We start from the raw sequence: 13627 nt of genomic DNA on the forward strand, positions 1-13627 counted from the left end.
AGTACGAGAGGACCGGGATGGACGCACCGCTGGTGTACCAGTTGTTCCGCCAGGAGCATAGCTGGGTAGCCAAGTGCGGACGGGATAAGCGCTGAAAGCATCTAAGCGTGAAGCCCCCCTCAAGATGAGATTTCCCAGTACGTAAGACCCCTGAAAGACGATCAGGTTGATAGGTTCGAGGTGGAAGCGCGGCAACGTGTGCAGCTGACGAATACTAATCGGTCGAGGGCTTATCCTAAATAAGTGAAAATCAGCCAAGGTGAAACATTGAAGCCGAGTATTTTGGCGCAAGATGTTTCATGCCGGAGAGTTCTAAGCGCTACATAAGGTGAAACTTATGAATCTTAGAATTTAAGCAAGAAACCTTCGCAAAGGTTCGTATCCAGTTTTCAAGGTGTTAAGTACCTTAGTAAGATGCCGGTGTAGCTCAGTTGGTAGAGCAACTGACTTGTAATCAGTAGGTCGTGGGTTCGACTCCTATCGCCGGCACCACTTTTTCACTTGTTTAGAAATACATAGAATTCTTCATTATGGCGGTCGTGGCGAAGGGGTTAACGCACCGGTTTGTGGATCCGGCATTCGTGGGTTCAAGTCCCATCGGTCGCCCCATAATAATCATTAAGTTTTACGAAGTGGTGGGGATTAGCCAAGCGGTAAGGCAACGGACTTTGACTCCGTCATTCCTAGGTTCGAATCCTAGATCCCCAGCCATTACTTCGTGAAAGCTGCTTACATAGTTAATTGCCGAACCTTGCTTATGCAAGGTTTTTTTGTGTTCAATGACTTGTTCTGCAATAGAGGAAGCGCAGCCCTATGGACTGCGCTCTTTGCATTCTCTTTTAGCGTAACTGCGAAGGAACTATGCCTCCACCTCAATATGCGAGAACGAAGTGAAATCAAACAAGCCTTTGTCCGTCATTTTCAAGCTCGGAATAACAGGCAATGTTAAAAAAGATAAGGTCAGCAAAGGGTTAAAGTTCTGTGAAGCACCGATCTCAGCCATGGCTAGGTTCAGCTTCCTCAGACCCTCGTTGACTTCCTCGTATGGACGGTCGGACAATAGGCCGGCAATCGGCAATGGCAGAGACGCAAGCACTTCATCGCCTGCAACGACTGTGGCTCCACCGCCGGTACGCATCACTTCTTCTATCGCCGTCAGCATCTCCTCATCGGATACTCCGACAACAACGATGTTATGGGAATCATGCGCTACGGTGGTAGCGATAGCGCCGCGATTCAACCCGAAACCTTTGACGATGCCGACACCTACATTTCCGGTCGCTTGATGACGTTCGATGACGGCGATTTTGAGCAAATCGCTGTCTACAGATGGTGAGAAAAGGCCGTCCTTCACCTCAACTTGCTCGATCCGATGATTAGTGACAAGTGAATTCGGAATGATCTCGATCACGTGGCACCGATTACCTTTTAGCGGAATGGCAAGGTGAGTCTTCTCAACCTGATGAACGTTCAGCCCAGGCAGCTTGCTGCTCAAGTTGTCTGACTTCGAATCATCCTTCGGAAAAGCTTCTTCCACCAGTATGCCCTCATCCACGACGCAGCGTCCGCGCTTAAATACCTGGTGAATCTTAACTTGCTCGAGATCGTCGAGCAGCAGTAGATCAGCTTGATAGCCTGCTGCAACCGCACCATGCTCACGGAGACGGAAGCATTCCGCCGTATTCAGTGTCGCCATCTGAATTGCGGTGATAGGGTCGAGCCCTTTGGCCACAGCGCGCCGTACAATATGATCGATGCTGCCTTCGCTCAGTAAATCGTCGATTAGCTTATCGTCGGTAACGAACAGACAGCGTCTAGAATTCCTTGTCGTGACGACCGGCAACAGCGCGTCGAGATCCTTGGCTACCGTGCCTTCACGAATCATCAAATACATGCCAAGATCGAGGCGGTCTTGCGCCTCTTGCAAGCTGATGCTTTCATGATCGCTTCGGATGCCTGCAGCCATATATACATTCAACCCGTCTCGGCTAATCCCGGCAGCGTGTCCGTCTATGAGAGCGCCTGCTTCATGAGTGACTGAAAGCTTATTCATCATCCGTGTCTCCGTATTCGCTACAGAAGGGTAGTCCATGACTTCGGCCAATCCGAGAACTTTCGGATGTTGGTAGAATGGCATTAGATGCTCCGCATCAAGCTGGGCACCGTTGCTTTCGAACGGGGTTGCCGGCACGCAAGAAGGCAGCATGACATAACTGTCGAACGGCAGACCAACAGCTGCATCGAGCATAAACTGAATTCCGTCCGTACCTGCGACATTCGCAATTTCATGGGGATCAGTTACGACAGTCGTGACCCCATGCAACAGCAGCACACGGGCGAATTGTTGCGGCGTGAGCAAGGAGCTCTCAATATGTACATGACCGTCGATGAAGCCTGGAACGATATATCTTCCTTGCGCGTCGATTATTTCTTTTCCCTCATACTTGCCGATTCCGGCAATCATCCCATCTGCGATTGCGATATCGCCTAGCATCAGTTCTCCAGTAAATACATTAACGATACGGCCGTTACGGATGACTACATCCGCAGGCTCCTGATTGCCAGCGACACGGATACGCCGACGCAAATTTAAACGGTTCTGCTCCATCATTCACACTCCTGTTTCAGTAGAAAAATAAAAAATCCCGATCACAAAAACATGTAAGTTCGTTACACATTTTTGTAATCAGGATTTTACGGCTCCTGGTAGAGACCCTCAAACCATATCATTGAGGTTATACAATTGTCTATTAAGATGTAGTCATTATACAACTAGAGGTGGCACCAATCAAGGGGAGATCTTTACGTATTGGGAATGAATTGGAAGGAGATTCTTTAGCAATGTCGAAATGACATATAAAATAAATGATGATGAGGATGAGAAATAGAGTCAGGAGGCAGCACGTATATAATGGACACGCGAGAAGCAGAACGATTAATTACGGAGTGGGCAATGGCAAACGCCAATTTGCTTGGCCTTGGTTCGAATAATCATATCCAGGCGTCGTATATTTATAATCCCGGAGGCTTCAATAACCTATCTGTCCGTTTGACAAACGGTAGAACCCAATTTCACGTTAAGCTAGTTCCTCCTCACAAATCAGAGCGACTGCAGCAGTGGGCTCGCGTCAGTGATTATCTGACTGAGCACTATGCTGCGCCAAAGCTAGTCCACGAGATAGACAACGAGATCGTGCCCGGCTATCCGTATGGACTTGTGTTTGAATATATCGAAGACGCGAAACCACTCGCGGAAGCACCATTTTCCGAGGATACGCTGATCCGCGTTATGGAGACTGCTGCGAAGCTCCATCGCGACGATCAATTACGCCGAATGCTTCCTGAGCCGGATAAGCGAACCTATATCGAGGCATTCGAGGATGAGTATATTTCTAGATTAGTGGAGGATCAGAGCGAAATCCTTGCTGCGCGCGAGTTGCTCAGTGATTTCGTGTCTGACGAAACCATTTCGTGGTTCGGGGAAGAGATTGAGAGGCTGAAAGATGCAGTGCGGCGATCATCTGCATTTTCGCATCCTGCATTAGATGTTGTACATAACGACTTGAATGGCAATAACGTTCTAACGTATGGCGAGGGCGGCTTTCGGATCATCGACTGGGATGAGCTATGCGGGTATGGTGATGCTGCAATGGACTATTCGGTACTCTTGTGGCCTATGGCGCAAGGTCAGTCTTGGCCGATTTGGAGAGATAAAGTGCTGGGTTTAGCAGGTGTTGATGCGGTTCAGCGATTAGAATTGTATTTTCGAGCGAAGCTGCTGGATGACGTTATTGATGTACTGGCCGATTATGTCGAGGCAGAGCAAGTATCAGAGCATCGGGAGGCCGCCCAAGCGAAGGCAAGAGCGATACACCTTCGTTCGTTACCGCAATATCTCGCACAATATGGCTAAAAAGTGAGGGGCCAATCCGATGCACTCATCAAAAATAATTTGTATATGCGGACCATCGGGAGCTGGAAAAAGCACGCTGATGGAACGAACGGCTCAGCGGCTTGAGAATTCGGTTAGTTTTTATTTTGATGCGTACACATCTACTTTAGTTGCTCCCGACCCAGAGGACGTTTATCAAAGATTAGTGGACGGAATTGTTACTGATCCTCTCGATATTGTCAGAAATGAGATCAAGAATGATAAGTTTTTTGAAGATCTTCAGGCCCTGTATGCTGTAAATGAGATTATGGATCCGTGGAATCGTAGATTGAAGCCGGCGAAATATATTATTTTGGAAGAGCCATACGGTAGATTGAGAGAGGGCGTGAATGAGTTAATCCATACGGTTGTCTGTATTGATATTCCGCTTGAAATATCACTTTGCCGAAGATTGATTCGGAATCTCACCTACGATTATATCAATGAACCTGTTGATGCGAGGTTAGATCATGTACTCAGCTATATAAAGGGGTTTCATGATGGAGAAGCAATGGCTATTCGATTATTGCATGAGAAGCTAAAGGAAACATTGGATTTACGATATGACGGACTAAAGCCTAAGGATGAGCTGGTTAATCATCTTCTGGCGTATATAGAGGGCATTTCATAGGAGAAAGTAATCTCAATAAATCGAATGTGCTCGTCTCTAGTCCGATTGAATCACATGCTGCGTGGAGGAGCGTTGTCTCCTCTGCAGAGGTATTCGGCGTTACGTCTGAGACAGATTGCGCCAAATAACCGGCATACTCCAGTGGACGCTGATAAATATGAGTCGTGAATGCGAGTCCGGGAATTTCGTTGTATATGCTTTTGTGCGGCTTGCCGTTGATTTCTATAATCCATAATTTGTCTTGCATATCGAAGACGAAGTCTACGCTTAATTCTCCGAGCAACCCCAGCTGTTGCTCCGCTTCCATTGCGGCCGCGAGACTCACTTGATGCAGAGTAAGCATTTGTGCTTTAGCGAACGGTCATCCATTCAACTACTGTGAAAAGGTTAGAGGGAGCTGAGAGAATCAATATGATTTCTCAGCACCAGAATATCGCCAAAAGTCGGCAGAGAGATCCAATATGATCTCTCAAGTCTACTTAGTGCTCTGAGAGAGGCATTTGCCGCTATCACTACTTCTTTCGTCCTTTTGCCGAGGGCATTTGCCGATTCACTACTAATTTACATTAAGGGAATACCCCCTCGACACCTGTCGAGGGGGTATTCCTTTAATCATCCAGTCATGGCCTCACTCTGTATAAGCAGATGCGTTCAAGTTCTCCGGGCCAACGCGGCCGATGCCTCCGGAGCTTGCGATCGCGAATAAGGTGTAAGGTTGCAAGCCGGAAACTGGCGCAGGAACATTGTAATCGGATGCCGAGAACGAAACGGTGTGAATGTCGCGTTCGAACGAGTTCAACGACTTAAAGATGAGTAGATCATTTAATCGTAAGTCCTCGAACCATATAGAGCTCAAGCAAGAAGGACGTCGGGAAATCCGTCGGCAGCGCAGCACCGACCATACCTGTGAATTGAACCCGGATGACGCCAGGTGTAGCATGCGGAATATTGAGGCCTACTTGCCCGACAAGCACAGGGATATCAAGAGGGAACGTATCAAACTCATCTAGAACAGTGGTGATATTGCTCGACGTGCGTGCATCGATAAGCTGACCCATCGTATCACAATCCTTTTCTACTACTTTATGCAGCTCTAGTAGAGAAGATTGGACATGCTGACAATTTCGCTTCTGCCTAGTGTACTCGAACAGCTGGAATGCAGATCGGCTCTTCAATGAGCTTCGGCTCTGTAGCCGCGCGCTTCCCAGCAGGCACATCAGGTTCCAGCATTGGACCGTATTCGGCGCTTGTCGCTGGCTGCTTCCATTTGCGTGTAATTGTGCGAATGCCGATTGGGTAGATGGTCAGGTCGCCGTTGCTGGCAATATGAATGCGAAGGAAGTTCTTGTAATCTTCAATCTGTAGAGATGAGAACGCTTCGTTCGCATGGCGTCCAAACCAATTCAGCGAAATGTAGAGGTAGATGCCCATAATGATGGAGCCGATGATCCAGCCGCCGTAACCGATAAGAATGCCGGAGAGCAACAGAGCGCCGAAGCCCCAAGAGAGTTGGAAACCGCTACTAGCTAGATAGATCGCACCACAGCCGATGAAGAACGCTGCCGACACATGGGCTGCTCCATGAAGGGGGCCAGCGATCCATTTATAGACGCGCGAATGTGTATCCGTAAACAGCCAGAAGCCAGCTAAGACGAAGAACATCCAGATGAAGGCGCTAGGTGATCGGCAGATTTCCGCCCAGGATGAGGAGACTATAGTGGTATAACTCGCAGATGGGGGAGGATAAGCATTGACTGACAGGATCGAGTTACAGATGATCAAATACAATATTGCGGTCACGGTGCCGAATAACGGATTCTTCCACGGGAACAGGAAGTTCAGCCAGGTTAGTCTTCTTGACTCCGATTCCGATGGGAAATCATGCTTGCGCTCAAATTCGAGCGGCTTCTCTTCGTCGAAGGAAATTTCCGGAATAAACTTTTCTCGAATATCATGCGTTGGATGAAGGAACGCGCCGCCACCTCCAGCCGTAATCTTCTCGATCTTGAGGCTGTGATCCTCCGCGCCGCCCGCGAGCTTAGGTATATACTCGAATCTGCGGTAATGATGGGAATCTCCTGCGAGGTAGACATGAATGCCAATATGGCGCTGCTTCAGCATTTTTTCCAAGTATGCGAGATTGTTCTCATTGTAGACGGGGTCATAGTCTTTGTACTTGTGCTTATACACCCAATAGGGCTCGGCGTTGCAAAGGATCACCCGCTCGCTCGGGTCGATCTGCTCCGCGACTTGCTCGAAATAGCGAACCTGCTGCTCATCGATATCCGAGTTCAGTTGTATGTCAGTGCCGAGCAGCCACCAGCCATGCGGCAGCTTGAGGGCAAAATAGCTCCGCCGCTGAGGCGCTTGCCAGCCATTGAACCACTTGCGCGCAGAGAAAATACGCGAGAAGGCGATTAATCCGTCGTACCAGTCGTGATTGCCCGGAATAGCGAAGACATGCGGATGAGGGTCTCCTGTGAAGCCTTGCGCCATATGATAGGGAGCAATGAGCCGCTTAATATAGGTTTCGCTGTTTGCAGTCGGATAGACCTGATCGCCGCCAAAAATAAGGATATTGCCGCGTTTTGTCGTATGCTTCGGGCCGCCAGAATGCCTTGCATCATTCTCAGTTTGCAGAGTCAACTCAGGCTGAGTTAGAGCATAGGCAACGGAGTAAGTGGAATTGAAGCCGTCCCCGACGTCGCAAACATAATCAATCCAAATTTCATCCCGCTCTTGATGCTTATTTGGAATGTAAAAGCCGTCTGCATCGGTCATAAAGCCGCCTTTGCCATCAGGCATATACTCCTTGGCATAATCATTAATTTGCTCTGCATGCTGGTTGTTGAACGCTTCGATAAGACGATAGTCCGAATAGCGGCCGAATAAGGTGGAAAGCACGGTCCTGGTGCCGGTTACGATGAGCTGTGCAGGGTTGAACCATTCGACCATCCGGGGCCTTACACTCGACTCCCGGATCATTTTCTCGACGAGCTTCTGCACTTTCCCGCTAATCATACGATTCTCCTTCCCTTGATATGAGACTTATCTCTAGCAATTATCGCACAGCGCACTTGCAGATCACGTCGAATGGCGCTTACGCATACAACAAAGGCTGCCATTGCTGGCAGCCTGCGGTAGATAATATTAAATATGCGAGAACTTGGAAAATTTCTGCTTATATACCTGCTCGAGGCCAATTGAGATAAGATGGAACCCGAGGATGAAGACAATGTAAGCAACAAGCGGGATGAACAGAACCCATTGATAGATAAAGAGGTAGTCTCGCGCTTGTCCAATCAAGCCGCTCCATTCATTCGTACGGCTCACATACTGAACGGGATCGAAGTACTGCGTCGTGCCGCCTACGAATATGTTGAAGATCGCAAGATGGCCGAAGAGGCTGAGAGAAAGTACGATTTCCTGCACGAATAGAATGAGGAAACTTTCCAGCAGATGCGGGAAAATATGTCTGCGAATGATCGTTAAGTGGCCTGATCCGATTGATTTGGCTGACAGGATGAACTGCTTCTCCCGTAGAATCATTGTTTTCTCTTTCATCGTAGCCGCTACAGTTGGAATGCCTACGACCGTCAGAATGATGGCAATTATGGTTGTCATATAGAGCGGAGAAGCCGCTGGGTTCATCGTAATGCCGATCATAATCATCCATACGATAATGAAGATCGGAATGCCGTTCAGGATGTTCCAGATCGGAAGCTTATCGGTTCGAGCAGGCTTTGCTTTGCTCATATAGCCGAGAGTTAAGCCAATTGCGCCGCCAAATAGAAGGCGAGCTAGAGCTACAACAAGCGATACGAAAATCGTGTATTTCGAACCGGCCAGCAGCTTCGCCAGCATATCGTAGCCTTCCTTGTCCGTCCCAAGCGGATACTGCTTATTAGGCGGAATGGGAGGAACCGTGAGTTCACCATTGCCGTTCTCATCGACCACATAAGTGACGCTTTGATGCTCATCGAGACTGTGAGGAGCAAAATATTGGCCGAAGAGGGACGCTGCAACCATGAGGGCGATGATAATGAGTCCCGCCAGTAATGTTTTGTTCATCGTACAATCACCTTCTCAGCACCATAAATAACGAGTCGAAGCAAGCTGTAAACAATCGCATAAAGCAGCAGAAGCGTTAGAATGCCATTCACAACGAGGCCGTATTGGTAGCCTTCAAAGGCAAATGCGTTGGAGAATACGAGCATTGTTACGCCGCCAAGATTAAATAGATATTCGAAAATAAACAAGTTTCCGAACAGGATGCCCATAAATTTGTGCAGATCTGCTTTGACGAAAGGCAGTACATTCGGCAGCGCGTGGTAGAAAATAATATACCGCTTGCCAAGACCGCGCGCCTTCGCAAAGCTTATATAATCCTCGGTTAGAGTATGGCTCATGTGCAGCGCGACGTTGCGAATCATATAATTCGCAGGAATGATAATCGTCGAGATAAGCGGCAATGCAATCGCCGGATCATCGGTCGAGAAGCTAGCGACGTCGAAGATGACAAAGCCGGTCTCCGTGGCGATGAACACGATGAGAAATTGCAGCAAAATTACAATAACAAAGTCAGGCAAAACAGCCGTCAGCTCCAAAATCCGCTTCAGCCATTTGATGCGGGATACAGCGAAATAGATGCCGAGCAGGACGCCAAGCGTCGCGCCGATGAGGCCGCCAACGGTGATGTAGAAGAAGGTAACCGAGAAGCTGCTCCCAATCTGATCCCAGAACGAATGCTCTGTTTTGCCAGATAGATAATGGAACGATTGACCGCTCCACATTCCTTTCAAATACTCGCCAATAGTGGAGAAGCCGCCTGACCAATTAAACGAAAGCGCGCCTTCAAAATGATCTGCTTGGAGCACGACGGGAAACATCCCAAATAGTAGCACGAACAGAAGAATACCAGGTACAAGCAACGTAATTTGTAATACTTTCGGCATGCAAGGGCTTCCTTTCAATCAGAGCGACTAGTAGATGTAGCGCGTATTTGTTATGATTTCACCCTATTAAGTATAGCCCTTTGCATGGTAGATGCAAGACTTCACAGGTAGGAAGGAAATTACAGTATTGGCGTATGGCGATGTCGGTTATTCGATATACATCATTTTGCGTGTCATGCCGCCGTCAATGACTAGATTCGTCCCGGTGACAAAATCATTCGCAGGGTCCGTGAGGTATAAGCACGCTCTCGCGATGTCATCCGGCTTCCCGACACGGCCAGCTGGGTGCTGAGAATGGTCTTCGGGGCGAAGCTGGCTGTAATCGCCTGTCTCAATCCAGCCCGGGCTGATCGCGTTGACCCGGATCCCATCAGGGCCGAGCGAAGTGGCAAGTGCATGCGTGAGCGAGAGGATGCCGCCTTTGGACGCTGCATAAGCTTCCGAATTCGGCTCTGACATGATCGCGCGTGTTGAAGCGATGTTGACAATCGCGCCGCCTTCGACATTTCCACGCATGAGTTTGGCTGATTCTCTTGCGAATAGGAAGCTGGCTCGCAGATTGGTGTTGATGACGTAGTCCCATTCGTCGACGGACAAGTCATAGACGGATCTCCATGCGCCGAGTCCTGCATTGTTGATGAGCACATCCAACCGGTCCGATTGCTCCCGCAGCCAAGCGAAGAACGCTTCAATGGCAGAGGCATCACTTAAGTCGAGTGCGTGAGTTAGTGGTATTTCATAGCCGCCTGCAGCTCGAATGAGCTCAGCAGTCTGTTCCAGTGACTCGCTGTTCTTATCAATAAGTACGGTACGCGCTCCGTGCTCCGCATAAGCTAGCGCTAACGTTCTGCCGATGCCGCTGCCCGCGCCGGTAATGAGCACAACTTGCTGGTTCGCTTTCATTCAATTCCCTCCAAATTACGTGTATGTATATGATCAGATATACATGGCAGTGAATGGAATGTCAACTGAGTGTACGATGAATAAAATCACTGAGTTGACGGGCATACTGTTACTGTCAATGGTTCTGAGCAAGGACGTTGACGTGAGGATATGGGCGGCAGACATTCTTTGGAATGTCTGTCGTCTTTTTTGTGCATACCTTATTCACTCCAGGTCCCAATATTACGGAAACTATTCACCAAAGTTGTAAATAAATGTTACCAAATTCGACGGAATGGGCTCAAATCCCCACGATTTTTGTAGTTTTGATGGCGTTTTCATAATTAAGTGTAGATATCTGTAAGGATTCCATAGTATTTTTATACTAGAAGGAAAAATAGAGAAGTCCCAATAGATTCATGGATACCAACTACGGAATGGGGATTAATTTAATGTTAAAAGAACAAATGAGATATTCTCGTCTTGCGAATTTAACGAAGTTAATCAATACGAAGCTCGAATTGCGAGAAGTATTGGAGCATGTGACGACTGCGATATCCGAAGAAATCGTCCGATGCAATTCCGTAGGCATCTACTTGCCCCAGGAGGATGGTACATTCCGCGGATATGTAGGTAAGCCGAGTGTAATTAATGGTTGGACTATAGATATGCATGTTATTGATACAGAGATGGACCTACTTGCGAAAGAAGTCATTGAAACGAAGAGAACGATCTATATCCCTGACACGTCGAAGGACTCGCGGCCGGACCCGAGAGCCGTGCAAGGCTTCCAGATCAAGTCGTTGCTCGTCCTCCCGATTTCCTTCGAGCAAGAATTGTTTGGCCTGGTCTTCCTGTTCGATTACGGTATCCCAATGAATTTGACGAATTCGGAAATTCAAACCGTAGAAGCTTATGTGAATATGGCGGCGGTAGCCATCCAGAACGCGAAGAATATGACGCATATGGAGAATTTGATTTACGAGAAGCAGCTGCTGCTCGATGTTACTCGTGATCTGGCCATGTGTTCGACCATGCAGGAAAGCTTGGACAGCTGCTTTTTCTATCTCGGCAAGGTGCTCGATAACTACAACATCGGCGTGCATCTCTTGGACCCGATTACGGAGACCCATATTCGCCCGGCCAAGCTGAGCAAGAACAGCGACTGGACAGAGGAAGATTGGATACAGCAACATAGCAAAATTCGTATCGACGAGAGCAACGATCCAGTCATCCAAGAGGTCATTCGGACGAAGAAGGCACTCGTCATTCCTGATGTATTCGCGGACAGCCGCCCGAATCATGAGGTTTGCCGCAACTTTGGCATGAAAGGAATGCTTGTATTCCCGATCGTATCTTTGGGTGAGGTGCTCGGTGTTATTCCGGTCGTTAATCTGGACGATAATGAGACGTTTGCCAATTTCACCGATACTACGCTGCAGCTGGCTCAGTCCATCGTAGACGCAACAGCTTCGACGCTGTCGAATTTGCTCTATATGGAGAAACAGGAAATTATCATTAAAGAACGGACCTCGGAAATTACATTCAAGAACCGTGAGCTTGAGCGTGTCATTACTGAACTCCAGCAGCTTAGCCGGGAAAAGGAGCTTATTCTGAACTCTGCAGGCGAAGGCATCTTCGGACTTGATCTTAACCGGAGCATTACGTTCTGTAACCCGGCTGGCATTACGATGCTTGGTTATGAATCGAGCAGCGAGCTCATTGGGCAGCCGTTGAACATTATTTTTAGCGGGAAGCATCGGGAGAGCCAGGATGATAAGTTTCTAAGGAAGGACAATACGAGCTTCACCGTTGAATACGTCATCTCTTCGATCCGCGAGGGCGACGAAATTGTCGGCGAGGTTGTAACGTTCAAGGATATTACGCAGCGGAAGCAGATGGAAGAAGAAATCAAGTACCGCGCGTATTTCGATAGTCTTACCGATCTGCCTAACCGTCTTCTGTTGAAGGACAGGCTTAGCCAGGGGCTAACTCAAGCGCAGATCAACAGCGAGAAGCTGGCTGTACTCTACTTGGATTTGGACCGTTTCAAGTTCATCAATGACTCGCTCGGACACAGCTATGGGGATTTGTTGCTGCGCGACGTGGCGAAGCGGCTCAGCGACTGCGTGCCTAAAGGAGCGACCGTTTCCCGGCAGGGAGGCGATGAGTTTACCATTTTCCTCCCGAACATCAAGAATGAGAACGAAGTACAGAAGGTCGTTCAGCTCGTCATTGACTCCTTCACGGATCCTTTCCAGCTGCTGGAGAATGAGATCTACATGAAGGCGAGCATCGGCATTAGCTTATATCCGGATAACGGCGACACGACAGAGATACTCATCAAGAACGCGGATACCGCAATGTACAAGTCGAAGGAAATATCGGGCAACAGCTACCATTTCTTTAAAGAAGGGATGGACACGCGAACGTTCGAGAGAGTGAAGCTAGAGAACGATCTCTATAAGGCGTTGGATCAGAATGAGCTTGAAATCTACTACCAGCCGCAATACAACAATAAGACGAACCGTATTGTAGGCGTAGAAGCTCTGCTTCGTTGGAATCATCCGAAACAGGGCATGATTGCCCCTGATTCATTCATCCCGATCGCGGAGGAAACTGCACTTATCGTACCGATCGGCGAATGGGTGCTGCGAGAGTCATGCAAGCAGCTTAAAGCTTGGCAGAATCAAGGTTTCCCGCTTGAGAGCATATCCGTCAATTTGTCGGTGCGCCAGTTCGAGCAGAACAATCTGTTCGCTATGGTCAGCAGCGTACTTGCGGAAGTTGGCTTGCCACCAGAGCAATTGGAGCTTGAGCTGACAGAGAATCTGATTATTAAGAACCGCGAATTAACGCTCAAGACGATGAAGGAATTGAAGGGGCTTGGCATCAAGATCGCGATTGATGATTTTGGAACAGGCTACTCGTCCCTCGGCTACTTGAAGAGCTTGCCGATCGATACACTGAAGATCGACAAATCGTTCATGCAGGATATTACCAATGACGACGATAACGCGGCAATAACCGATACGATCATTACACTTGCGCAAAATTTGAATTTGAATGTAATTGCGGAAGGCGTTGAAACGAAACAGCATGTAGAGTTTTTATCTGCAAGGGACTGTTACTTAATGCAAGGCTACTTTTTCAGTCGTCCCATGAAAGCGACGGATATTGCAATGCAATTTCTTACTGTTTAAAAATTGGGCGATACGGAGGCGAGCT

Annotated in this window: 10 protein-coding genes, 3 tRNA genes, 1 rRNA gene and 1 riboswitch; of the genes, 7 read left to right on the forward strand and 7 right to left on the reverse strand. The window is 48.3% G+C overall.

The genetic code is table 11. The annotated features are described in order from the left end of the window. The 4 genes from AC0LWF_RS11990 to AC0LWF_RS12005 form a co-directional block, all read left to right on the forward strand. A 23S ribosomal RNA gene (locus AC0LWF_RS11990) occupies positions 1 to 238 on the forward strand; the annotation flags it as partial. Positions 239 to 416: 178 nt separating this feature from the next. Then, a tRNA-Thr gene (locus AC0LWF_RS11995) sits at positions 417 to 492 on the forward strand. A gap of 41 nt (positions 493 to 533) precedes the next feature. Continuing rightward, a tRNA-His gene (locus tag AC0LWF_RS12000) sits at positions 534 to 609 on the forward strand. Positions 610 to 636: 27 nt separating this feature from the next. Continuing rightward, positions 637 to 711: transfer RNA gene (locus AC0LWF_RS12005), tRNA-Gln, on the forward strand. Between the two features lie 148 nt (positions 712 to 859). Here AC0LWF_RS12005 and ade read toward each other — a convergent pair. After that, on the reverse strand, positions 860 to 2608 hold the full coding sequence (ade, locus tag AC0LWF_RS12010) for an adenine deaminase (protein WP_474652231.1): 1749 nt from the start codon (positions 2606 to 2608) through the stop codon (positions 860 to 862). A 55-nt stretch (positions 2609 to 2663) separates the two neighbouring features. Beyond that, positions 2664 to 2763, reverse strand: a riboswitch (purine riboswitch). Between the two features lie 148 nt (positions 2764 to 2911). On the opposite strand from ade, the gene AC0LWF_RS12015 reads away from it, so the two are divergent. Next, positions 2912 to 3913 carry an aminoglycoside phosphotransferase family protein gene (locus AC0LWF_RS12015; RefSeq protein WP_474651772.1) on the forward strand — a complete coding sequence of 334 codons (1002 nt, stop codon included), beginning with the start codon at positions 2912 to 2914 and terminating at the stop codon, positions 3911 to 3913. Between the two features lie 19 nt (positions 3914 to 3932). After that, positions 3933 to 4562 (forward strand): AAA family ATPase, encoded by a 630-nt coding sequence (locus tag AC0LWF_RS12020; protein WP_474651773.1) that lies wholly within the window; start codon positions 3933 to 3935, stop codon positions 4560 to 4562. Here AC0LWF_RS12020 and AC0LWF_RS12025 read toward each other — a convergent pair. From AC0LWF_RS12025 to AC0LWF_RS12050, 6 genes are all read right to left on the reverse strand, one after another. Continuing rightward, entirely contained in the window at positions 4525 to 4905 is a 381-nt protein-coding gene (locus tag AC0LWF_RS12025) for a YheC/YheD family protein (RefSeq protein ID WP_474651774.1), read from the reverse strand. The two genes, AC0LWF_RS12020 and AC0LWF_RS12025, sit on opposite strands and share 38 nt — an antisense overlap. A 475-nt stretch (positions 4906 to 5380) precedes the next feature. Continuing rightward, complete coding sequence (locus tag AC0LWF_RS12030; protein ID WP_474651775.1) at positions 5381 to 5620, reverse strand: hypothetical protein; 240 nt, start codon at positions 5618 to 5620, stop codon at positions 5381 to 5383. A gap of 76 nt (positions 5621 to 5696) precedes the next feature. Continuing rightward, entirely contained in the window at positions 5697 to 7583 is a 1887-nt protein-coding gene (locus tag AC0LWF_RS12035; protein ID WP_474651776.1) for a metallophosphoesterase, read from the reverse strand. Between the two features lie 129 nt (positions 7584 to 7712). Beyond that, positions 7713 to 8633 carry an ABC transporter permease gene (locus AC0LWF_RS12040; protein WP_474651777.1) on the reverse strand — a complete coding sequence of 307 codons (921 nt, stop codon included), beginning with the start codon at positions 8631 to 8633 and terminating at the stop codon, positions 7713 to 7715. Next, positions 8630 to 9517, reverse strand: a complete 888-nt coding sequence (locus AC0LWF_RS12045; protein WP_474651778.1) for an ABC transporter permease subunit — start codon at positions 9515 to 9517, stop codon at positions 8630 to 8632. Before AC0LWF_RS12045 ends, AC0LWF_RS12040 begins: the two co-directional genes overlap by 4 nt. Positions 9518 to 9664: 147 nt before the next feature. Beyond that, the gene (locus tag AC0LWF_RS12050; protein ID WP_474651779.1) at positions 9665 to 10420 is read right to left on the reverse strand and encodes an SDR family NAD(P)-dependent oxidoreductase; all 756 of its coding nucleotides are present in this window, start codon (positions 10418 to 10420) and stop codon (positions 9665 to 9667) included. A gap of 431 nt (positions 10421 to 10851) precedes the next feature. Between AC0LWF_RS12050 and AC0LWF_RS12055 the strand changes: the two genes are divergently transcribed. After that, a complete protein-coding gene (locus AC0LWF_RS12055; RefSeq protein WP_474651780.1) occupies positions 10852 to 13602 on the forward strand; it encodes a sensor domain-containing phosphodiesterase in 2751 nt (916 codons plus the stop codon). Positions 13603 to 13627: the final 25 nt, after the last annotated feature.

Source organism: Paenibacillus sp. sgz302114 (assembly GCF_056120345.1).